This window comes from Bacillus sp. FJAT-28004 (genome assembly GCF_001280845.1).
In the GTDB taxonomy this organism is placed as follows: Bacteria; Bacillota; Bacilli; order Paenibacillales; family Paenibacillaceae; genus Pristimantibacillus.
This window is the reverse complement of record NZ_LGHP01000001.1, coordinates 4,185,467-4,209,112: the sequence shown is the minus strand read 5'-3', so window position 1 is coordinate 4,209,112 and position 23,646 is coordinate 4,185,467. Positions and strand designations below refer to the sequence as shown.

Here is a 23,646-nt window from a genome sequence, read left to right as displayed (position 1 = left end):
CGCATAAAATCAAGGTTCTAATTATGAGGTTCTCTATTTTTAAAGCCTCACACCGTTAACCTCAACATTATTCAGCTCTCCATACAAAACCTTGATTGTCCATTCCAGCTCGCCAGTTTGCATATTTTGCGATTGCTTGTAAATTCCCCAAGCGGTGCCAGTGCTCCAAAATGTACGGAAATGATCTGCATTTATTTTTGGTGCAAATGATAATGTGCGATTGACCATGTCATAAGAATATCCGCTTAACGAAGTCAATAGCGCCCAGCTTGCCATCGATCTTGCATAATGATGTCCGCACTCCGCCTCATTCCAAGGATTACGTTTGAAACCGTCATGACGATTGCGAACCGATTTGACAAGTGTTAATCCTTCACATACAAAGCCTTCATAGATGAGATGTGCCGCCACCTGATATTCAATCCCCGTCCATACTTCGTCAGAATAAACAAACGGCAGCTTAGGTCTTCCACCATGAGGCCACGAACAAAGCAGCAAGCCCATTTCATCATTCAAGGCAAAGGTACGTTGGACGTTATGGTGATCTGTAAAATCGGTACGGAAATTATATTTGAATATGGAGTATATCGCTTGCTTTACATGCTCCTCTGGCAAAATATAGCCCAGTCCTGCCACATGAGCCATAAACTGACCGATCAATTGATCGGATAAACAGCCTATTCCGTATTGATAGCGGTATTCGTCAATATCATTCAGCTGCTGAATGTAATATTCACCGCCCCAAAGCTGTTCGTCCATCTTGCGGCTGCCTTGTTCAAATGCATATTGATATCGTTCAGCCCGCTTGTTATCTCCAAGATGACGCGCCATATCCATTCCTGCCTTCAATGCTGCGTAGAACATAGAATTAGAATGAGAATTCGGCCCTTGAAATTCGATATCATACGTATTGTGCTGCTCACTGTCCAGCACGAAATCGCCGTCGGAGTCCCAATAGGTAAAAGCAAAATCCAAGGCAAGACTTGCTTTCTCCCACACCTCACGCAAAAACGTATCATCACCGCTCAGCTTCCATTCCCGATAAAGCCGGACAATCGTTCCCATCTGCCCATCCGTAGCAGGAATCATATCCCACCTCTCGCCGCCCAATACTTGATTCGTCCGAAAAGCCATGCTGCCCTGCTCATCCGTTTCAAGTAAAAATTCGACTCGTCTCATTGTGCGTTCCAGCTCCGGGAACAAAAAGGCCAGCGATTGCGCATAATTCCATACATGTGTACAAGAACCTTCGCAGCTCCCATTATGGTCTAAACCGCCTTCCCAACCGAGAAAAGTTCCGTTTTGAATTCGAAAGCAAGTCGTACTGCGCAACACAGTAAGATTGCTTGTTAATGCATCAAGCACATAGTCAGGAAGCGTGCTGCCGAATATCGCTTGATGAAAATCCCGAGAGTGTCCTTCTAAACGCTTTAGGTCGCTTAACAAATAAACACCTGCATGCCATGCATCTTCAAATAGATTCGTGTAATAGTTCAGCTCAATCTCGCGTCTGCCATCGTCAGGAAAGGTATTGCCGCCTTCCCAGCGCTTAGGTCGATTAGGAAAATGCCAAGCTATAACAAATTCAAACACATGCTCTTCGTGTGGCTGCAACAATCGCTTCATTCCAAGGGAACCGATTCTCAGCTTTGATTTAGTCATGAGCCTGCCTTTAATACCTTGCGCTTCCGAATGTCGCTTGAGTAAACCGTCCTCGCAAAAATCATCCCAAAAGTCATGAATCCCGTCAGACCAGTATCCATCCAGCCACTCTTCTTTCACTGTAATGTCCTTCGCTGCGGTCATGATTGCCATGGAGCCGTACCCTTTATGATCGCTCTCCATTTCAAGAGCATCATAATAAAGCCCTCTAGCCTGACTCTCTTCCCGATATTGATTCCTTACTTGCTTTGCAAGCCCTACATTCGCATGATGATCAATCCGTTCTAATCCGACAACATTGGCAAGCGATCCGGCAATCGACACATCTACAGGAGCCTTAGTCGTGTTTTTCACTTTATAGCGAATAACAGCGCCGGGGATGCCAGAATCATCTGCATTTAGAGGTATAAACGGAGTAAAAGCCTCCATCTGAACAGAAACAGGAAGCGCATTATCCTTCAAATCAACCGTCACAAAAGGATATTCTCCCTTCATCTCGGATGCTTCGAATCGCGGCAGCCCCGCTATTTCTGTTGTATAAAAACCGCAAGCACTCGAAAAAGAACCAGCCAGTTGTGATTCCAGAACCTTTGCGATAGGCTGTTGCTCCCCCTGCTGAGTTCTAATCGCAAAGAAAGTATGAGGCAGCTTATTGCCTTTCCCTTGACTATTGAATATTTCCCAGTCGCATAGCTGACCGCGAGAACCAACAGAGACATTGCCTGTTCCAATCCCGCCGAGCAGAAACTTGGCTTCTGTCGCTTGTCGGGGAAAAGTTCGCTGCTGTTTTAAAGAGAACAAATCCTGTTCTGTAAAAGGAATCATCTTCGAGACCTCCTAATGTCCAGCATTTATGCTGTTGATGCACAAACAATAGCACCTAAGCTGCAGGAAAAGTAGTTCTTATCCGGCAGTTTAGGTGCTAATTGTCTTCTTAGGGAGGTTCTCAATATGAAGTTCTCATCCCAGAGTATAGATACGTGAAGTTTAACGGGCAAAAATACTCCTTACACTCCAGCTCGCAGCCTGCACCAGCAGCCGCACCCGTAGTAACGGCAAAGATCAGCACCCACAGCACTATTGGAGCAGTCAGGATGATGGCAATGAAGCCTTGTTACATATATATTCCCATCAAGTCTGACAATGGGAGTTCTGATTCCGAATCTTTCATCGTGATCGAACATCTCAAAGCCTGCTTCCCATTTCTCGATACTTGAGTCAGTTATCACACCGATGTGGGGTCTCTTCGGAGCGTAATTTAAAATGTCTGTGTTATCGAATAACGTTTAACCTTTCTTCCCAAAATCCTCGTTTACAACTGCGCTATATTGCCTTTTGCCAACTCTATTGTAATTATGACTACAGCTACTCTGCACAGAAAAAGGAAAGAGCTGACCCTTAAACAAGGATCAGCTCTTTATCTATTATTTTTGCATATTTGCATACAAAATAGAATTACACTCATTCATGCATTATTTCTCTAGCAAACCAGCCTTCACCAAGCCGTTCCGAATCCCTTGCTCATCAACATGCGTCGTCACATAATCCGCAAATGGCAGCAGGTCTGGATGTGAATTACCCATTGCGATACCTAAGCCCACTGTCTCGAGCATCTCAATGTCGTTCAGGCCATCGCCAAAAGCAACCGCATCGACAGTCGTGTAGCCGAGCTTATCGAGCAGTGCCTCAATTCCTTGCGCCTTGGAGCCGCCGGCAGGAAGGACATCAATCGCTTGCGGATGCCAGCGAATAAGCTTCAGCTCGTCATGCAGTCCATCATACAAATGTTCGTCTTGGCTCTCACAGTGAAGAAACACTTGGTAAATACCGTCCGTTTTCCAAAACTCCGGATTGTAGCCTGGTAGATCCACTTTTAAAGAATTAACCGAATCTATAATAAAGGGATGATCTTCTTTGTCGGCAAAAAAGTTATGTTCCCCTTCGAACACAAGCCCATGATTATGCTCAGCTGCAACCTTTACGAGTCTCTCCAATCGACTTTTCTCAATCTCCCGTTTATATAGCGTTGTTCCTTTGTAAACCACATATCCGCCATTTAAGCAGACGAATGATTCGATACCTAGCTGCTCCGCAAGCGGTTTAATGAAATATGGTGCTCTGCCTGTTGCAATGACCGGCTCAACGCCGCTTTCCTTCAGCTCAGCAATAGCTTTGATCGTATCTGCCGGTATTTCCTTTTGTTCGTTAATCAGCGTGCCATCGATATCAAAAAAAACGATTTTGTAACCCATTCTCTGCTCTCTCCTATCCGTTGTCGCAGACGTATGACGCCTGTCCTTTTTTATCAGTATAAAGAATTAAAGACGGAAAAGAAATGTTTGACCTTATTTTACAAACTCGACTCGCCATCAAAAACCTTACCTCACAACATCATGCTTGACCCTAACGGACATAAAAGCCGCTATTTCAAGAAATAAAGGCAATAGTGGAGTGTAACGGACATACGATACGTTATATGTGCAGAATGGAGCATAATCCTAGTCATTCAGGCCAATTAAGCGATCCTATGTCCGTTAGCCCTCTGATAAGAGGAGATTCCATGCGAATAACGGATCTCATGTCCGCTAAATTTCTTTTAAACTAAAATAGCACCAGCGGCTGCTGATGCTATCAAATACCCCATAAGTTTACCAACCAAAGTCCAATACCTTGCCCGTCTCGATAAAGGTTTTCAAATTGTTTAGAATCATCCACCACTGGCTATCAGTCGTTGGGATCGAAGGATGATTTTCAGTAAATTGGTCATTAACCAATGTCAACTTCGTTGTAGCTCCAACCTCTTCCAATTTAAAAGTAATCCGCGACTCCAGTTCTGCATGATTTGGTCGATAAGAGGGACCTGGATGCTCCAAAAAGCTAAGTATTTTATTTGGCTCATATGCTAAGATAGAACCATAAAGATGAACGGTTTCATCGCCTTCCTTACCCGGCCCAACATATTTAAAGGATGAGCCTACTTCAAAGGTTGAATCAATAATACAGCCAAAAAACGTTTGGCGCGTTCCCTCAGGCGATACGAATGCATCCCACACCTTCTCGGGCGCTGCACCAATATAAAACTCATATTTAAACTCCATTTGTTACACTCCTTTTTCTAAAGTAGATGGTTGGCGCTTTCTATCCGTAGTATAAAGCTTTCGAAATGGTTAGTATTGTAAAAACGCGACAAATTGATCAATAGGAGAGATTTATTGATGAAGGCTATCGACCAAAAGCGCAGTATGGGCATATTGCAGAAGAAAGAGAGCGAGAAAAAATTTCAACTTTCCCGTTATGCCCCCTCCGAAGCTCTCCTTCCATTCGTTAAGCATTATTGGATCATATACTGGGATTTAGAAGGCCAAGCTCCTTATTTTCAGGATGTCGTGCCGAATCCTTGTGTCAATTTAGTTATCGAAGACCATAGAAGCGGCATTTATGGCGTTGCCAGCCAAATGTATACCACAAGAATTGAAGGCAAAGGACGAGTATTTGGCGTTAAGTTTCAGCCTGGAGGTTTTTATCCTTTTCTAAACTCGCCTTTAGCGGGCATTACGGATCAAGCTTTGTCGATTGAGGCTGTTTTGGGCACGGAGGCTATAGCATACGAGCAGCAGCTTAGGTCTTTAACAGATTCTGCCGACATGATCGCACTTACTGAAGCTTTATTTCTCCGTCGTCTTCCGCAGCAGGATGTATCCATTACGCTCATCAATCAAATCATTACACGAATTCTTGAGGATCATGAGCTGACCAAGGTAGAGCAAATATGCGAAGCGTTCGATATAAACAAAAGAAAGCTTCAGCGCCTATTTAGTCAATATGTCGGAATAAGCCCGAAGTGGGTTATTAAGCTGTACCGGCTGCAAAATGCGGCAGAGGTTATGGATAAGAGCAGCCATTATGATTCATTAAAGCTGTCTGCTGAGCTCGGCTATTATGATCAATCGCATTTTATTAAAGATTTCAAATCCATTATCGGTAAAACGCCAGATGAGTATGCAAAGCGTCCCGCTTTATAGTTTATCTGCCGCTTGACTGCGCCCTGAACGATCCTGTATATTGATAGAAATCAGTTAAATAAGCACGGCTTACGATGGAAGCACCCGTAAGAGAAGGCGTATAACGCCTATCTTGCAGGTGCTTTTTTTGCGTTGTTTGCCGAAAACCAAGGGAGGTTTCATGGATCATGCAATCTGTTTCTAAATTAACTGTAGTCATGCTTGTGCTCTTGCTCGCGTTTCTAAGTCCGGCCACTATTGCTGCTGCATCGTTTGAGTTTAGCGTCACCGCCAAAACAGCTTTTGACAAAATGAAAGGAGCAGCGGATAAAGGTACCTCTGCCAAATTAACGTCGCAATACGCGGAATTGCAAGCGAGTCAGAAGCTGACCATTGATTGGGATATGCGGATAGACAAACTTCATTACCAAAACGAGGAGAACGTGCTCGCTACTCGCAAGCGGATTAAGGAAGTCGACGCGGAGAAGCTGAATCGGCTAGAAGCAGCTGTAGTGAAGGCCAAAAAAAAGTACGAACCCCTCTTCAACCTTTATGATTCATTAAATCAACAGCTGAACCTCGCCAAATCGTTTAAAGACAAATTACTTACAAATGTGCTGAAGCCGCAGGTCGAAACGACAAAAGCAGCCGTTCAGCTCGCCAAACTAGATATACGCAGCAAAGAGACTGCACTTAGAACAGCCAAAGCCAGCACCGCCAAAAGGATTAAAAATTTGCGAGAGCTGCTGAGCGGCATCGACCCTCTTAAAGTAAAAATCAAAGCAGCCAAGAGCGCCATTAGCCGTATAAAGAAACAGTTCACGACCGAGACATCCATTTTGAACCAAGTGTTGAAAAAGGGAGATTCAACGGCGACTTTGAGTTCCCTTACTCGCATGCTCGCCTACACGAAACAGATTAACGAGCAGAAACAAAAAACATATGCTCATGAGCAGCAGACGATGAGCATTATTGCCAAAGTCGACGCACAAATAGCAGCTATTAAGTAATCAAAGCACAAAACAAAAGCGCGTCTCGGCATTCGAAACGCGCTTCCCGCTATGGGGCGTATTATCTTATTTAGCAGCAGGAAGCCATACCTCTACAATCGTACCTACGCCAAGCTCGCTAGATAACGATAAGCGGCCTCCGTGCGAGGATATTATTTTATCTACAATCATCATACCTAGGCCGTTCCCGTCTCGTCTTGTCGTAAGAAAGGGTTGTCCGATACGCTGCATGACTTCATCCGTCATTCCAACGCCGTTATCGGTAAATTGAATACGTTGGTAATTGTCCACGACATCCAGCTTAATATTAACTTCCCCACCAAAGGGAAGAGCCTCCATCGCATTTTTCAAAATATTCAAGAATACTTGTTTTACTTGATCACGGTCGCACAAGATTTTTGTCTCCCCGACTGTTTCACTGCGTATCTGAATACCATTCATTTCAAATTGCAGCTCGAATACGGATATGACCTCTTGCAAAATATCACCGCAATATTCTTCCTTATACAGAATCGCTTGTGGTCTTCCTAATATTAAATATTCGCCTACAATCGCATTCATCCGCTCCAGCTCTGACATCATCAAGTTGTAATGATGAGGATTAGTCGTTTTGCTGGACAATTGGAGCATTCCCTTTACCGTGGTCATGGGATTACGGATCTCATGCGCAATGCTGACAGCTAGCTGGCCTGCAAACACAAGCTTCTCGCTATTGCGAAGCAGTTCTTCCGCTATCTTCATCTCCGTAATATCCCGCAAGCTGCCTACAACCCGCGTAAGCTGGCCTTCACTATCGTAGATAGGCACCACATCAAGCATGTAATAACGCAGCTTGTCTTCAACCAGAATAGATAACTCTATCCCTACACATGACTCTCCATGTTTCATTACACGTTCAAAATAAATCCCAATGATGCCGACTTCAAATACACTCGTGCCTAAGCAGCCGTTTTTTTCATGATGGGAGTTGTTCAATATCGCTGCGCAGTATTTGTTTATTTCTACAATAGCGCCCTGTGCATCGGCAATAATGACACCATAATAATTAGTATCCAGAAGGACCTGATTTAAGATTTGAAGCTGTGTATTGTGTTTGCGGAGCAGAAGCTCCCGCTCGATAGAATCTACGATTGTACATAAAAGTGCCAGCAAATGAGGATGGGCAAACTGAATTTCTGTCATGATTGAAATCGATCCTAGCAGTTGACCGCTGTCCTCCATAAAAAGAGGTGCCGAATAACAAGCGAGCCGATGCAATACTTTATGATAATGATCTTCGCCAACAAGTTGAAAAGGCAGCTGTTCACGCAGGCATAGATTAACTGAGCTCGTACCAATTTCTTCGCAGTATCGCACGCCTTCAACAACACCTAGCTGGCGCACCTGATTAATAATAGAGGCGTTGCCTCTGAATTCAAGAATGTAACCCTCATTGTCTGATATGGCAAGAAAAAAAGGATCATCTGCAACGGTCGATAAAAACTTTTCAACAAACACACTGATAACTTCAATGATTTCCTTATAACGGACTCGCTGAGCTTTAAGCTCCGAATCCGAAAAACGCTGTGTAAATACAGGCAGTTCATCGGGATTAAGTCCTTGCAGTTTGCATTGTTTATGTGATTCTATGATTACATCGTTATTTATCATATGGTATACCAATAACCTTTCCAGGACGGCTAGCTTCCAATTTGTTGGACAATATCCAATATTCTAGTTTAACCTCTCGTATTCCTTCCTATATTTATTAAAAATCACTTATTATCTACAATAATCATCAAAATCAGAGTTGATATCCCAAAAAGCGACATTCCTGATTCGTAAATTGTACCAAACCATATCAAAAATAAAAAAAGCGATGCTTAACAGTGGAGAACCGTTAAGGAATCGCTTATTTTTTTATGTTATTATTAGCCCTTTGGCAAAAGATCAATCTTCATATCATCGAGATACAAAGTAGTTAGACCCTCATATCCAGAGTCGCTTCCTACGATAACATAAAGCTCACCCTTCTCATTGGATTGCAGCGTTGCCTCATAGTCCATGGCGACGGGCTGAAACCCTTTCAGCGAATCATCTGGCTGCACCATGTTTCCAACGATCTTCATATCTTTTCCTTCGGTCTTCTGATTGCCTTTATCCAAGTTCATTCGATAATAATGATCACCACCACTATCAACCTTTATAGCCTGCGGCTCCTTGCTTACAAACCCTGCTTTAATGCTGACTGCCTCTCCAGGAGCTCCGCCAACCCCCATCATGCCGCCTGCTTGGTCTGTATACAGCTTAAAGGAAAGCGATGCTTGATATACCGTATTAGGTTTCAGACCTTCGATCTTCTTAGTCGCGAACATGAACAAATCATCACTGCGATTCATCCCGTTAAGTTTCAGTGCGTAGTTGGTCTTGTTATTCGCAACCGGAAGCAGCTCTCTTGCGTATTGCAGCTCGTAAATATCCGGATTGTAGTCTACTGGCAGATCGGCAAAGGCACCCTTCCAGCCTTCCTCGCCTTGGTCAAAATTATAATGGCGCGATAGCGCAGCCTCACTCGCTTGCATGGAAACCTTTTTCTGCTTTGCGTCCCAGCTCGTTTTTACTCCTAGCAGCTGTGCTACAATTTTTGCTGGAACGAAGGTCGTGCCTTTAACAACTACAACTTTTGTAGGCAGCTTCACGTTCTTAATGAAACTTCCAACTACCGCGTCGCTATTCTGAGTCAGGGTCACTGTAAGTCCATCTCGACTTAAAGTGATTTTTTTCGTTGCCGCATCCAAGTAAATGTATGCTTGCAATCCCTCAGCCAGTGCTCTGACAGGAACCATGGCAATGCCGTTCTGTAAATAGGGCGCCGCCGCGAGCTTATGCTCACCACGATAATCGATCGATTTGGTGCTGCCTATTTGGAATTGAAGTGGAACAGACGAAACGGCTGAAGCACCATAAGCGGTTGCTCCGCTGGCTGCTGCACTAAGAAATAAAGCGGTCGAAAGGGATGCTATCATGAGGTTTTTATTTAACAATTGTTTAAAGGCCATTTGTCTACCATCCTTTGTTGTTAGTCATTTGGTTTACATCCAAACTAACGAACGCAGGTTGAAATAAGTTGCATTGGCCTACTTTTTCATGATTTAAGACTCTGCTCTAGGTCTTCAAGTAAATCCTCACTGTCTTCAATACCGACAGAAATTCGCACTAAACCATCGGTAATGCCAAGCTGCTCCCGCCGCTTGCTAGGAATAGAGGCATGCGTCATTCTCGCGGGAACGGAAATCAGACTCTCTACAGCGCCTAAGCTTTCGGCGAGCGTAAAGTATTTCAGTTTTTTGATCATCTCAGACGCTTTCTCCGCGCTGCCTACGTCAAACGATATAATGCCGCCAAAGCCGCGCGCTTGCCTCTTCGCCAGCTCATGCTGGGGATGGCTCGGCAGCCCAGGGTAATAGATGTTTTGAATAACATCCACTCCCGATAAATAAGAGACGATTGCCCTGGCATTTTCTTCATGGGCTTCCATGCGCAGGCCAAGTGTTTTCAAACCGCGGATGAGCAGCCACGAATCCTGAGGTCCAAGCACGCCGCCCGTCGCATTTTGCACAAAATGCAGCTCCTCGCCCAGCTTATCGTTGCTCACAACAGCCAGACCAGCGACGACATCGCTATGCCCACCAATGTATTTTGTAGCCGAATGAAGCACGATATCGGCGCCTAACGCAATCGGCGTTTGCCAATAAGGTGTGCTGAACGTATTGTCGACAATAAATAGCAGTTCCCTAGCTTTGGCCCATGCAGCGACTTCTGCAATGTCCGTTACTTTAAGCAGCGGATTCGTCGGTGTTTCTACAAACAATGCCTTCGTATTCGGCTGAAGCGCCTTCTCCATTTCTTCTAGGTTCGTCGTATCTGCAAAGGTCGCTTCAATGCCAAGCCGGTTCAGCACCTTCGTAACAATGCGATACGTTCCTCCATAAACATCGTCCGTCAAAATAATATGATCGCCTGCGCTCAGCATAGAAAACACAGCGTTGATCGCTGCCATGCCCGAGCTAAAAGCAAAACCTCTTGCACCTTCCTCTAAATCAGCAATATACTGCTCCAATGCATGACGCGTCGGATTGCCCGTACGTGAATATTCATAACCTTTGTGAACGCCGATGTCATCCTGTTTATAAGTGCTTACTTGATAAATGGGAACGCTGACCGCGCCTGTAAACGGATCAAAGGGGCTGCCTCCATGAATGAGCTTTGTTTTCCGCCTCAGCTTAAGCACCTCCGTTGTAAATCTGTTTGCTTAAGTACCGCTCACTGCCATCTGGAAAAATAGTAACGATTCGGCTGCCTGGCGAAGCGACTTCCGCTTCTAGCAAAGCAGCATGCAGCGCGGCGCCTGATGAGCTTCCGACAAGCATCCCTTCAAGCTGTGCCAGCTCCTTCACCCTTGCAAAAGCATCCTCATCCTTAATCGTATGGATGGCATCGAAATAACTGCTGTCCATAAACGGAGCCAGCATCTCCACGCCGATTCCCTCTGTCTTGTGGGGGCCCGGCGCTCCGCCGCCAAGGATGGAGCCTTCCGGTTCAACAATGACCGTCTTCACCTTTGGACTCTGTTCCTTCAAATATTGCGCCGTCCCCATAAAGGTGCCGCCCGTTCCCGCTCCGGCAACAAAAACATCAACCGAGCCATTCAAATCATGCCATAACTCAGGGCCCAGCGTTTTGTAATAGGTTAGCGGGTTTGCTGCATTAGAGAATTGTCTTGGTGAATATGCTCCCGGTATTTCCTTTATAAGCTCTTCCGCTCTCTGTACCGCACCTGCGATACCAAGCTCCGTTGGCGTATTTACGATTTGTGCGCCAAGCGCTCTCATAAGTTGCTGTTTTTCTATGCTAAACTTGTCAGGTACAACAAAGATTGCTGACACTCCCCGCCTGATTGCCGCCAAAGCGAGTCCGATCCCCGTATTGCCTGCTGTCGCTTCAATAATGGTTCCTCCGAGCTGCAGCTGCCCGCTTGCGAACGCGGCATTCAACAGCTCGACGCCAAGCCGATCCTTGACGCTTCCTCCCGGATTTTTATACTCAAGCTTCGCATAAAGCCTTACGCCTGCTGGCAGCGCATAACCTGTAAGCTCAACTAGTGGCGTATTGCCAATTAGTGCGTGGATATTCTGATACAACGCCATTTGCAATCCCTCCCACGACTCCTATTTCCTTCTACGCGCATCCTTTAATGGGACTATACCCTTCATCATATGAAACTGCTTCTCTATGTGTTTATGCCCCTTAAGCCTACTTTAAGGAGTGGGTCCCCACCCGATCGCGCGTTTCGTCGTCTGTTCAAGCCATGGTAGGATTCTGTTAATGTTTACGCAGCTTCTTCGATATTCGGCTGCCCGCGGATTGCATCAGCTGTACGAGTAAAATAAGAATAATAACACATACGTACATAACGTCGGGCTCCCAGCGCTGGTAGCCATAACGAATCGCGACATCGCCAAGACCGCCTGCTCCGAGTACTCCTGCCATCGCCGTAGCGCCAATTAATCCAATAGTTGCGATGGTTAGGCCAAGCACGACCCCTGGTCTCGCCTCCTTCAAAATGACCCGCCAAATGATTTGCCGCCGCGAGGCTCCCATCGCTTGAAAGGCTTCGATTACACCGGGATTGACCTCCAGCAAAGCCGATTCAATGAGTCTTGCAATATAGGGAGCGGTATAAAATACAAGCGGCACGATCGCCCCTTTCACTCCGATTGTCGTATGCACAATCCACTTCGTAATCGGAATGATCGCAATTAAAATAATGATGAACGGGACCGAACGCAATACGTTGATGACTGCGTTTAACAGATGATATAACAATTTGTTCTCATAAATATGATTTGGACGCAGCACGAGTAGGCAGATGCCCAGAAACAGGCCAATCATCGTCGAGAAAAATAATGAATAGACGACCATAGCCGCCGTTTCGCCCAGCGCCTCCGTATAAAGGTCATGGTTGCGGGCAAGGCTCTCGAAGAAACTATCCAGCATGCTCAAGCACCTCCACCTGCATGCCGCTTTGTACCATATACGCAATTCCTTCTTCTATGGCAGCTGATTCACCCGGCAGACTAATCAGGAGGAAGCCAAACACGGTGTCTTTAATTTTTGTTATATTTCCGTACAAAATGCTTGGCCGCAGCTGATAGCGCAGCGTCAAATCAGCTAATATGGGCTCGCTTACCGTCTCGCCAATGAATGAAATGCGCAGCAGATGTCTCGGCACTGCTGGAAGGTTAGCTTTGTGCAGCAGCTCTTGCGGCAAATCCACATCAAACACACTTTTCGTGAATTTTCTGGTCGTATCCGTCTGCGGATTGGTGAACAACTCAAGAACGGAACCTTGCTCCACGATGACGCCGTCCTCCATGACGGCTACTCGATCGCATATTTTTTTTACGACATACATCTCGTGTGTAATAAGTACAATCGTAATCCCGTAGGAACGATGAATGTCTAGCAGCAAGTTCAAGATTGAATCGGTCGTTTGTGGATCAAGCGCCGACGTCGCCTCGTCGCATAACAAAATTTCCGGTTCATTGGCAAGCGCCCTTGCAATCGCGACACGCTGCTTCTGTCCTCCAGACAATTGAGCGGGGTATATATCGCTTTTATCCGAAAGCCCTACGAGCGAGAGCAGCTCGTTTACCCTTGCTTCGATTTGTTTTTTTGGAGCACCTGTAAGCATGAGCGGCGATGCTATATTTTGATAGACCGTACTCGACATTAGCAAATTGAAATTTTGAAAAATCATACCGATCTTCCGCCGCATGATGCGAAGCTGCTGCTCGCTGAGCAATGCCAGCTCCGTATCTTTTACACGAACGCTGCCAGCTGTTGGCCGCTCCAAAAAGTTAATGCAGCGCAGAAGCGTACTCTTTCCTGCTCCGCTGTAGCCTATAATGCCGAAAATTTCTCCTTTGTGAATGTGCAGATTCGCGTCCTTTACCGCATGGACGTTCTGCTTGCCTTGTTGATACGTTTTGCTGACATTTTCCATCCAGATCACTGTACAACTCCCGTCTCTGCTAAAATGTTAAAAAGGTCTCTTCATCTAAGAAGAGACCAAGGCCTTTTTTTCGGACTACCAGGATGCAACAATGTACGTGCCGTATTTTTCTTCTACGAATTTCTTCACCTGATCGGAATGATACGCCTTAATCAGTCTTTGGAATACCGGCTTATCCTTGTCCTCGGTTCTTACTGCGATAATATTTACCCAAGGAGAATCCTTTGGCTCAATGAAAATCGCATCCTTTGTTGGCACAAAACCTGCTTCTACCGCATAGTTCGTGTTAATAACCGCCGCTGTCAAATCGCCAAGCGCTTTCGGAATGAACGCCGCATCAAGCTCCTCGAATTTCAATTTGAGCTTGTTTTCCGCTATGTCGCGTACAGTCGCTTTAATGCCAGCGCCTTCTTTTAATTTAATCAGTCCTGCATTTTCGAATAGAATCAACGCTCTGGCGCCATTCGTCGGATCATTAGGCAAACCAATGACATCGCCTTCCTTAATTTCAGAAACATCTTTAATCTTGTTGGAATAGAAGCCAATTGGAAAATTAAGCGTATTGGCGATCTTCACCAGATCAAGGTTGTTATCCTTCTTGAATTGATCAAGATAAGGCTCGTGCTGGAACGCATTCGCGTCAAGCTCACCTTCGGCCAGCACTTTATTCGGCTGTACATAATCATTGAATACAACGAGCTCAATATCGAGGTTGTCCTTTGCCGCAACTTCTTGAACTTGCTTCCAAATTTCCTCCTCAACGCCTGCCGAAATGCCTACCTTTAGCTTCGCCTTTTCCCCTTCGCCCTCTGCACCTTTAGAATCTGATTTGTTGCCGCATGCGGCAAGCACTACTGTTAATACCAGTGTCAGCATAATCAATACGATTTTTTGTTTCATATGATTTCCCCCTGCTTTCGATTTGTTTTTCAAGCTGATCAGACGTCTAGAAAAACAGAAAAGCTCTTATTCCACAGATGCCGGCTGCTTGCGCCGTTCCGTGAAATAAGAGCTTTTAGTCGTCTAATCAGCCCTATTCCTTATAATTCCGATGAACTTACTATAGATTATCGGTATTACTTCTGTCAACGACTTTTATTTATCATTCAAACGCTAACTTTTCCATGGATGACCAATTAGTTGGATTGGCTATCTCTGTATAGCAGGCCATTATGACTTAGCCGCAATCTCATCCTTTATGCGCTGTACAACCTCGGCAATCGCTAGTGATCCGAGATCACCTTCGCCTCGTTTCCTAATAGAAACGCTGCCTGCGTTTTTCTCGTTCTCACCGAGCACCAATGTGTAAGGCACCTTCTCAAGCCCAGCCTCACGAATTTTATAACCCAGCTTCTCATTCCGTATATCCACTTTAGTACGAATGCCAGCTTCAGCGAGTGCTTCCTTCACCTGCAAGGCATAGTCGATATACTTCTCCGAGACAGGCAGCAGCTTAACCTGAACAGGTGCGAGCCATAGTGGGAATGCCCCCGAATAATGCTCTGTCAAAATGCCGATAAAACGATCAATTGACCCATACACCGCACGGTGAATGACAACAGGACGATGCTTCTGGTTATCCTCGCCAATGTAGGACAAATCAAATTTCTCAGGCATTTGGAAATCAAGCTGAATCGTGCCGCATTGCCAGCTCCGCTTCAAGGCATCGAGAATATGGAAATCAATTTTCGGACCGTAAAATGCACCGTCGCCTTCATTTACGCGATATTGAATATTGCGGCTGTCCAGCACGCTGCGCAGCGATTGCTCCGCTTGATCCCACAATTCCTCGGAGCCCATGGAATCCTCTGGTCTAGTCGACAGCTCAATCTTGAAATCAAAACCGAATACGCCATATATATGGTCGATCAAGGCAATCGCATGACTAATCTCCGCCTCAATCTGATCAGGCCGGACGAATATATGCGCATCATCCTGACAAAACGTGCGCACCCGCATCATCCCGTTCAGCGCTCCCGAGTACTCATGCCGATGAACCTGACCAAATTCCGACATCCGAATCGGCAGCTCCCTGTAAGAGTGCAGGCTATTTTTGAAAATCAGCATATGCCCAGGGCAGTTCATTGGTTTAAGCGCATATGCCGTATCATCAACATTTGTAAAATACATATTGTCCTTATAATGATCCCAGTGTCCCGATTGCTCCCATAACCGCTGGTTCATCATAAACGGTGTGCGAACTTCCTCGTAATCCCGCTGCCGCTGCTGCTCACGAATCAAGCTCTCCAGCTCCGTACGAACTGTCATGCCATTCGGCAGATAGAACGGCATGCCCGGCGCCTCTTCTGAGAACATAAACAGCTCCAGTTCCTTGCCAAGCTTGCGGTGATCACGCTTCTTCGCTTCCTCCAGCAGATTCATATGCTCATCAAGCTGCGCCTTCTTCGGGAAGGACGTGCCGTATATCCGCTGCAGCATTTTATTATCCGAATTGCCACGCCAGTAAGCGCCTGCTACACTTAGCAGCTTGAACGCCTTGATGCGCCCAGTGGATGGTAAATGCGGGCCGCGGCAAAGATCAATAAACTCGCCTTGCTCATAAAGCGTAATAACCGAATCGCTTGGCAAGTCGCGGATTAGATCCAGCTTCAGTAATTCATCTGACTGTGCGAAAAAAGCTGTCGCTTCCTCGCGACTCACTTCACGACGCGTAATAGGCAGGTTTTCTTGAATAACTTTGCTCATCTCTGCTTCAATTGCAGCAAGATCATCCGTAGATAACGGCTTCTCGATATCAATGTCATAGTAGAAGCCATCCTCAATAACAGGACCAATCCCGAGCTTCACAGCTTTTTCCCCGTAGATACGCTTAATGGCTTGTGCCATAACATGCGCTGTACTGTGACGGTAAAGAGCTAAGCCATCAGCCCCATCGAGCGTAATAATTTCTACGCTGCTGCTTGCTTGAATAGGCTCGTTCAGATCGACGAGCTTGCCATCAACTTTTGCCGCGACTGCATTTTTGCCAAGGCCAGTACTGATTGATTCCGCCAATTGCGCAGCGGTTGTCCCCCGTGGATACTCCTTAACTGTTCCATCCGGTAATGTAATTGCAATACTCATCATGCAGCCTCCGATCGAATGTAGTTGAACGCAAAAAAAACACATCTCTCCCACCAAGGGACGAGTGCGTTCAGCTCGTGGTTCCACCCTCATTCGATCTGCTGCTTTATGTGACTGGCTATCCGCCAGACTTAAAGTTACAGCAAGATCCTTATTGAGCACCCGGTAACGAGGATGAGTCGGTGTTGTTTACAATCGCTTTGTGCAAACAGCGGGTTCAATAACACGGCTACAAAGGGGTAATTACACAATCGGTTGCTGGAGAAGCTCTCAGCCTTAGCCTCTCTCTCTGGACAGCTCGTATAAGGTAATCATGTCTTTGGTCAATGCCTATTTATGGCTAAATTGTAATTCGAATATTCCAATAAGTCAACTGCACCTAAGCTTCGCATTAAACCGTTGAAGAACGCTCATGCAGGAAATCGGATGGCGAGCTGCCTATACTGCGCTTGAATATACGGTAAAAATACGACACATCGTTATAGCCTAAATAGTCCGCAATTTCACTAATCATCAGCTGCGATTCGGTCAGCATGTAGATCGCCGTCTTCATTCGCTGATTGTGCACATATTCGCTGATCGTCTGGTTCGTAACTGCCTTAAACAAGGTAGCAGCGTAATTCGGCGTCGTATTGATGACATCCCCCAGCTCCTCTTTCGTTACCCTCTCACGATAATGCGTTGAAATATATTGCTTCATACTGTCAACTCGCCGATGCTTCTCCGAGGATATCATCCCACGATCCTTCTCTTGATTAAGTAAGACCAAAGCTTCTGTAAGCAGCGCCTCTGCCATGAGCTGGAAATAGGAAGGTTTCTCCTTGTATTGTGTCCAAACTCCCCGAAGCCTCTCCTGTATAACCTCAAAGCGCCCAAGCCTTTGCTTAAGAGGCTCTTCCAGTTGTAGTAGAGGCAGGCTGCACTCGGAGGAGGTTTTGCAAAAATTGACAACGTACTTCGTGTGTACGACCGTTGGGATGCTTTTCCCATAGTACGGAATATGTCCCGGTATGAGGAGCAAATCACCTTTTTCTAAAATCACCTTTTCCTCGTTCACCCAATATACACATTTCCCATACGTCACTAGCGAGAGATGGAAGGATAGCTTGCGCCCCTCTCCCTCCTCGTACCAATCCGCCCCGTTGTCCTGATGCACATCCATAATTGCCAGCATAATGAACGCTCCTTACAACCATACTATTGTACATTCATTGTACTATAGTTCTTATCCTCTTTCGACCACTCACGTTACAATGGAACAAATGAGGAGGCCTACAACATGCTAAAAACAAAAATTATTTGTACAATGGGGCCCGCTTGCGACTCCGTTTCGACGATAAAAGAAATGATCCAAGCAGGTATGACCGTTGGTAGACTGAATATGGCTCACGGCGACTTAGAAGATCACGTCATGCGAATGAATAATATACGGCAGGCTGCACGCGAGCTGAATACTTTTGTGCCAATTATGATGGATATTAAAGGTCCTGAGGTACGGATCGGCAAGCTGAAAGAAGCTTCCTGCGAGCTCGTTATCGGAGAAGAATTGATTCTTACGACAGAGGATGTACTGGGCGATGCGACCCGTCTCCCTGTTAATTACGCTGAGCTTCCACTGGTTGTAAAAACAGGTGACCGGATTCTTATTGATGATGGTCTCGTAGATCTTACGGTGTTGGCTGTAGAAGGAAATGATATTCGTTGCAAAATAATTAGCGGCGGTACGTTGAAGCCACGGAAAGGCGTTAACCTGCCAGGCATCAAAACGACGCTGCCAGGCGTAACCGAGCGCGATGTGGTGCATATTCATTTTGGCATCAAGCATAACGTTGAGATCATTGCTGCTTCCTTCGTTAGAAAAGCAGAGGACATATTGGAAATCCGCAACATTCTTGAAGAAGCAAACGCAAGCCATGTGCAGATCATCTCTAAAATCGAAAATGCAGAGGGCATGCAAAATCTTGATGCGATCATCGAAGCTTCCGATGGCATTATGGTAGCGCGTGGTGATCTAGGCGTTGAGGTGCCGATTGAAGACGTGCCGATGATGCAGCGTGAGATGATCAACAAATGTAATCTTGTTGGCAAGCCGGTTATCGTTGCTACACATATGTTGGAATCGATGCAGGTTAACCCGCGTCCGACTAGGGCTGAGGTGAGTGACGTGGCAAATGCGGTTATTCAAGGCGCTGACGTCGTCATGCTCTCCGGCGAGACGGCTGCTGGAAAATATCCAATCCCATCCGTACGGACAATGGCTTCCATCGCAAGAAAAGCGGAATCCATGATCGATTATAAAGAGCAATTCGACAAAAAGAGATCCAAGCAAAGCACAAATATTACCGAGGTGATTAGCCAAGGCGTCGTTAGCTCCTCGCTTGAGCTGAACGCGAAAGCGATCCTTACCTCAACGGAAAGCGGCTTTACTGCACGTATGGTATCCAAGTATCGTCCTATGTCACCGATTATCGCCATCACGCAGCATGACCATGTGCTTCCGAAAATTTGCTTGCTGTCCGGCGTTATTCCGGTTAAGGGCGATGCAGTAACAACAACCGACGAAATGTTCGAGTCCGCCATCCGCAATGCCAAGCTGACTGGACTTATTGATACAGGCGATATTATCGTGCTCTCCGCCGGCGTGCCAATTGGCCAAGCTGGTGCAACCAATCTAATCAAAGTGGCACAAGTATAAGCTTTTTTGCAAAAAAATAGCATGACATCAAAAAGCTGCGCCGTCCAAGGATGATGCAGCTTTTTACACATACAAATGCAGCCCGAACCACTCAAAATAACGAGACTTTCATGAAGCTTTCACAAATAGCATGCTTTCCTATGCCTTTTGGAGCATATTATATTAATAACAAAACTTCGTTTCGACTTAGGAGGGAATAGGTATGAAAAAAGAACATACCGTTCATTTCAAAATTATGCATGGTGCGGTAACCAAGACACTGACCGGACTCATGTACCTAGAAGAAAACACAAAACCTAGCGTTCAAGATTATCAAGAGGTCCTGAAACAATGCGGACATGATGTACATATCGAGAATGAAGAACAGTTTATTTTCCGTTCCAACAACCCAGCAGACGATTATTTGATTGATGTTCTTGAAAATTATAAGAAAAACGACAAAGATCTTCATGCTGACCATCTCGCACAAAGCTTTGTAAAAAAGACGCCATTCCTTTAGAAATAGGAATAGGCTATCCGCACGAAGGCTGTTTCAGGTCAAATGACCTCATTAAACAGCCTTTTTTTTTCGTACAAAATAAGCTGTTTACGACTTGGACAGCTGCTAAAGTACCTATTCCTTAATAAGGCTTTGGAAATATTTTCATGATGTAAAGGTTATGTTATGCTTTTCCAAGGATTATATAAGTTTAGAGTCAGCATGATGCAATACCGTTCATGATCCATGAAAGTTGGTGATTCGTGAGTACAAATGAGAGTATCACCTTAGTTGTCATTATCCTCATTTCCGTGCCGCTTTTTCTGCTTGCCTTTATCGTCATTCGGCAATCATTTAAGGATACTCGGGAGATAAAGTTTATTTTGAAATATGGCGAATCTTATGATGCGACTGTGAATTCCATTCAACAAACCAATACGGAGATTAACGGCCATCCTGAGGTTTTTATTGGCTTAACGATCCCAAGAGAACATGCAGATCCCTATCGCGCCATTATTAAAACCGTCATTTATATGGTTAATATTCCTCAATATCAGCCTGGTCACAAAGTAAAGGTTAAGGTGCTGGAGACTAACGGAAAAATCAAAGTCGCCTTGGAAGGCGCACATGTATTTTAACCTACATGAAATAAGAAAGAGCGCCGCTATCGGCGCTCTTTCTTTATTGTACCGCAGCTGCCTTACGTCTCCGCAGCAATAGCGTGAGTGGGATAGAAACGATAATAATAATTGTCCCCAGATGGAAAACATCCTGAATGCTAAGTGACAGAGCGATTGTTTTGGACGAAACCCCATCCTCCAAATGAGCTATCGTCTGCGCTGACAAAATCGTACTGAATAAACTAATGGATAGCGCCGCCGTCCCCTGCCTGATCCAGTTCATCACAGCTGATGCATGACCTGAGTTCACGCTTGGCACAGCAGACATGGCGGCGTTCGTCACTGGCATGTTGCTGAAGCCGATACCCATATAACGAATAGCAACCCATACCGTAATAAATGCCGCGCTTGTTGCCACATTCGCATGACTAAGCTCCCATGTTGCTGCTCCCATCAGCAGTAATCCGATAAAGATCAACATCGATGGGCCTATTTTGCCATAAAGCCTGCCTGCCGCAAGCGAGATCAAGACCATCGCCAGCGTACCAGGAAGCATAACCATCCCGGTAGTAAAGCTTGATTCTCCTTTAATATTTTGCATGAAGATCGGGACCAGTAACGTACCAGCGTATAATGAAATCGTTATACAACAGTTCAGTATGACTCCGTACGTAAACCGCGGAATCTTCAGTACTCGCAAATTCAATAAAGGATTGCTGACGCGCAGTGTCCGAAGTACAAAATAGGTGAGCACGAGTAAGCCTGCCGCGATCATTCCGAGTGTCTGCCAGCCGGCCCAGCCCCAGTTATGTGCTTCGCTAAATGCTACCAGCAACGCGCTAGTCCCGATAAGGACTGCGCCAAATCCGATCCAATCCAGTTTAATTCCACTGCTTAATCGATAATTCGGGATATATTTGGCTGCGATAAGAACAGCAATAATGCCAATCGGAATGTTCATCAGAAATAATGACTTCCAACCGTAAATTTCAGCGAGCCATCCGCCGATTGTCGGCCCCAGTGCAGGGGCAAGCATCGCCGATACACTCCAGAAGCTGACGGCAACTGCCTGCTTCGATTTCTCAATGGTTTGATAAATGATTGTCATCGTTGTGGGCATAATAATTCCGCTGAAGAAACCTTGCAAAATCCGGAAAACAATTAGTGATTCAATGCTCCATGCGAAGGTGCAAAGCGCAGATGTTAAAGTAAAGCCCGCTAGCGCGATAACATATAATTTTTTGTAGCTCCATTTATCACCCATAAACCCTATAATCGGAGCAATAATGCCCGTTGCCATCATAAAACCCGATAACATCCATTGCACCGTGTTTAAGGTGGCCCCAAAATCATCCATAAATATAGGCAACGCCACATTTATCGTAGTTGTACTCAAAGAGGCCATGAAGTTACCGAAAAAAACGGCAATCATAATGGTCCAAAATGACGAAGCTGCTTTTTGCGAGGATTCCACATTCATGCTCCTATTCCTGTAATTGATCAATAGCTTTCAATACACGCTTCTCTGTTTCCATTAGTTCTTCTTTAAATTGCTCCATACGCTTAATTTTCATGTCGATCATCGTTTTTTCCTTATGGATCACCTGCGATATATCGATAAGCTTCAATTTCCGCGCTTCGCGGTCCTCACTCGTACGATATTCGCTCTTCTGCTGCTCGATGAGCGCTTGAAACGCCATGTACTGCTGAAGCTCCGCAAGCGAGAAGCCGAGCACCTCTTTCACGAGCAGTATTTTATTAATCTTCTCGATATTTTCCTCTGAATATAACCGAATACCGCCTTGCGTTCGCTCCGGTGCAGAGATCAAACCAAAATCCTCATAATACCGAATGGCGCGTTTCGTTAAACCAGTACGTTTCGCTACTTCTTCAATTTTCAGCAAATCCAATGTCGAGCACCTCCGAGTTTTCTAAAATAAGCATACCCCTAGTGACAGTTAACGTCAACGTTAACTTATGGCATGCAGCAAAGAGCGGTTAGAGCAGCAACTGTGCAGCTGCCATCCCGCTGTAAACAAAAAAGCAATCTGAAACATAACTTCATGTTCCAAACTGCTTTCATCCCAGCTCTATCGATTACTTGAAAACGCCATGCGGCAAGCACGCGTGAACGCCTTTTATTCCATTCACAATTTGCGTAATTTTCAAATCAATGACCGAGCTTCCCAGTGCCATCGCTTCCACTCGATTTAAACCATATAATTCACCCATAAGGTCAAGCATCCCATCCAGCGCCTCAACAGTTGCCTCATTCAAGTCTTCATGAAAGCCAAACGTAATCCAGCCTGAAGGTGTGTTGGCCCTCGGATTTGACAAAATAAGATCTTCCTTTACTGTTATCGTTACGTCAACCAATTCCATTGGAGACTCAATGGCCTGACAACTAATTTCTCCATCCCCTTGACGAGCGTGGCCATCTCCTATTGACAAATAAGCTCCGTCAACGGGTATAGGTAAATATAATGTGCTTCCTTCTACAAGCTCCTTGCAATCTATATTTCCACCGCAGTAGCGCGGAGGAAAAGTGGCATGAATGCCTGTCTCATCAGGAGGCATCCCGATCACACCCATAAAAGGATGTAATTCGACAGTGAACGATTTCCCATTAATGAGACAGGTTCCCTTCATCAACTCATGATCTAATTTCCAGTCTAAGGAAATCTCCTTATCTTCCGTTAACTTGAGCTTTTGATTTTGCCAATTTGGATATTGGCCTGCTGCAGTAAAGCCGTATGATCCTGGAATGATTTCATTAAATCTAATCTCAAGGGTCATTCCTTTTTTTGCTTCTTTGATAAATAGGGGACCAATTAAAGCATGACCACTATCGATATCCTGCCTTCTTGCAAATGGCTTATATCTATCTTGGTTGCTCGTTCCCCTCCCCCATCCTGCATCCAATGTTTGAAAACGAATGGAATCACCTGAATCAATCGTAAGCAGCGGGGTCACATCTGTTGTAAATGAGCCAATTAGGGAGCCTTGTGCCAATTCAATCTCGTGAACGGTCATGAAATATCC

20 protein-coding genes are annotated in these 23,646 nt (G+C 45.4%); 5 read left to right on the top strand and 15 right to left on the bottom strand.

Annotated features, from left to right (window positions below; genetic code table 11):
* Positions 1–39: 39 nt before the first annotated feature.
* The 3 genes from AC787_RS18330 to AC787_RS18320 form a co-directional block, all read right to left on the bottom strand.
* Complete coding sequence (locus AC787_RS18330) at positions 40–2,487, bottom strand: GH116 family glycosyl-hydrolase (protein WP_054026102.1); 2,448 nt, start codon at positions 2,485–2,487, stop codon at positions 40–42.
* A 647-nt stretch (positions 2,488–3,134) separates the two neighbouring features.
* Complete coding sequence (locus AC787_RS18325; protein WP_054026101.1) at positions 3,135–3,914, bottom strand: Cof-type HAD-IIB family hydrolase; 780 nt, start codon at positions 3,912–3,914, stop codon at positions 3,135–3,137.
* A gap of 396 nt (positions 3,915–4,310) precedes the next feature.
* Entirely contained in the window at positions 4,311–4,760 is a 450-nt protein-coding gene (locus AC787_RS18320; protein WP_054026100.1) for an SRPBCC family protein, read from the bottom strand.
* A gap of 117 nt (positions 4,761–4,877) precedes the next feature.
* Between AC787_RS18320 and AC787_RS18315 the strand changes: the two genes are divergently transcribed.
* Positions 4,878–5,684 (top strand): helix-turn-helix domain-containing protein, encoded by an 807-nt coding sequence (locus AC787_RS18315; protein WP_054026099.1) that lies wholly within the window; start codon positions 4,878–4,880, stop codon positions 5,682–5,684.
* A 167-nt stretch (positions 5,685–5,851) separates the two neighbouring features.
* A complete protein-coding gene (locus tag AC787_RS18310) occupies positions 5,852–6,673 on the top strand; it encodes a hypothetical protein (protein WP_054026098.1) in 822 nt (273 codons plus the stop codon).
* Positions 6,674–6,739: 66 nt separating this feature from the next.
* Here the strand turns inward: AC787_RS18310 and AC787_RS18305 are convergent, their stop codons facing one another.
* The 9 genes from AC787_RS18305 to AC787_RS18265 all read right to left on the bottom strand — a co-directional run bounded on the left by AC787_RS18305 (position 6,740) and on the right by AC787_RS18265 (position 17,985).
* Positions 6,740–8,323 (bottom strand): ATP-binding protein, encoded by a 1,584-nt coding sequence (locus AC787_RS18305; RefSeq protein WP_054026097.1) that lies wholly within the window; start codon positions 8,321–8,323, stop codon positions 6,740–6,742.
* 260 nt (positions 8,324–8,583) lie between these two features.
* Positions 8,584–9,711 (bottom strand): copper amine oxidase N-terminal domain-containing protein, encoded by a 1,128-nt coding sequence (locus AC787_RS18300; protein ID WP_054026096.1) that lies wholly within the window; start codon positions 9,709–9,711, stop codon positions 8,584–8,586.
* Between the two features lie 86 nt (positions 9,712–9,797).
* Positions 9,798–10,934 carry a bifunctional cystathionine gamma-lyase/homocysteine desulfhydrase gene (locus AC787_RS18295; RefSeq protein WP_054027128.1) on the bottom strand — a complete coding sequence of 379 codons (1,137 nt, stop codon included), beginning with the start codon at positions 10,932–10,934 and terminating at the stop codon, positions 9,798–9,800.
* A gap of 1 nt (position 10,935) precedes the next feature.
* The gene (locus AC787_RS18290; protein WP_054026095.1) at positions 10,936–11,859 is read right to left on the bottom strand and encodes a PLP-dependent cysteine synthase family protein; all 924 of its coding nucleotides are present in this window, start codon (positions 11,857–11,859) and stop codon (positions 10,936–10,938) included.
* A 175-nt stretch (positions 11,860–12,034) separates the two neighbouring features.
* A complete protein-coding gene (locus tag AC787_RS18285) occupies positions 12,035–12,709 on the bottom strand; it encodes a methionine ABC transporter permease (protein WP_054026094.1) in 675 nt (224 codons plus the stop codon).
* Positions 12,699–13,727: a methionine ABC transporter ATP-binding protein gene (locus AC787_RS18280; protein WP_054026093.1), complete on the bottom strand. Its 1,029-nt coding sequence runs from the start codon at positions 13,725–13,727 to the stop codon at positions 12,699–12,701. Before AC787_RS18280 ends, AC787_RS18285 begins: the two co-directional genes overlap by 11 nt.
* Positions 13,728–13,802: 75 nt before the next feature.
* Positions 13,803–14,627 carry a MetQ/NlpA family ABC transporter substrate-binding protein gene (locus AC787_RS18275; RefSeq protein ID WP_054026092.1) on the bottom strand — a complete coding sequence of 275 codons (825 nt, stop codon included), beginning with the start codon at positions 14,625–14,627 and terminating at the stop codon, positions 13,803–13,805.
* Between the two features lie 270 nt (positions 14,628–14,897).
* Positions 14,898–16,811 carry a threonine--tRNA ligase gene (gene thrS / locus AC787_RS18270; protein ID WP_054026091.1) on the bottom strand — a complete coding sequence of 638 codons (1,914 nt, stop codon included), beginning with the start codon at positions 16,809–16,811 and terminating at the stop codon, positions 14,898–14,900.
* Between the two features lie 391 nt (positions 16,812–17,202).
* On the bottom strand, positions 17,203–17,985 hold the full coding sequence (locus AC787_RS18265; protein WP_054026090.1) for an AraC family transcriptional regulator: 783 nt from the start codon (positions 17,983–17,985) through the stop codon (positions 17,203–17,205).
* A gap of 105 nt (positions 17,986–18,090) precedes the next feature.
* Between AC787_RS18265 and pyk the strand changes: the two genes are divergently transcribed.
* The 3 genes from pyk to AC787_RS18250 all read left to right on the top strand — a co-directional run bounded on the left by pyk (position 18,091) and on the right by AC787_RS18250 (position 20,622).
* On the top strand, positions 18,091–19,506 hold the full coding sequence (pyk, locus tag AC787_RS18260) for a pyruvate kinase (RefSeq protein WP_054026089.1): 1,416 nt from the start codon (positions 18,091–18,093) through the stop codon (positions 19,504–19,506).
* Between the two features lie 202 nt (positions 19,507–19,708).
* Positions 19,709–20,005 (top strand): hypothetical protein, encoded by a 297-nt coding sequence (locus AC787_RS18255; protein ID WP_054026088.1) that lies wholly within the window; start codon positions 19,709–19,711, stop codon positions 20,003–20,005.
* A gap of 242 nt (positions 20,006–20,247) precedes the next feature.
* A complete protein-coding gene (locus AC787_RS18250) occupies positions 20,248–20,622 on the top strand; it encodes a hypothetical protein (RefSeq protein WP_152970650.1) in 375 nt (124 codons plus the stop codon).
* 43 nt (positions 20,623–20,665) lie between these two features.
* On the opposite strand, the gene AC787_RS18245 is transcribed toward AC787_RS18250, so the two are convergent.
* The 3 genes from AC787_RS18245 to AC787_RS18235 form a co-directional block, all read right to left on the bottom strand.
* A complete protein-coding gene (locus tag AC787_RS18245) occupies positions 20,666–22,084 on the bottom strand; it encodes a DHA2 family efflux MFS transporter permease subunit (protein ID WP_054026086.1) in 1,419 nt (472 codons plus the stop codon).
* A gap of 4 nt (positions 22,085–22,088) precedes the next feature.
* Entirely contained in the window at positions 22,089–22,514 is a 426-nt protein-coding gene (locus AC787_RS18240; RefSeq protein WP_054026085.1) for a MerR family transcriptional regulator, read from the bottom strand.
* Between the two features lie 187 nt (positions 22,515–22,701).
* Positions 22,702–23,637 (bottom strand): acetamidase/formamidase family protein, encoded by a 936-nt coding sequence (locus AC787_RS18235; RefSeq protein WP_054026084.1) that lies wholly within the window; start codon positions 23,635–23,637, stop codon positions 22,702–22,704.
* Positions 23,638–23,646 lie beyond the last annotated feature (9 nt).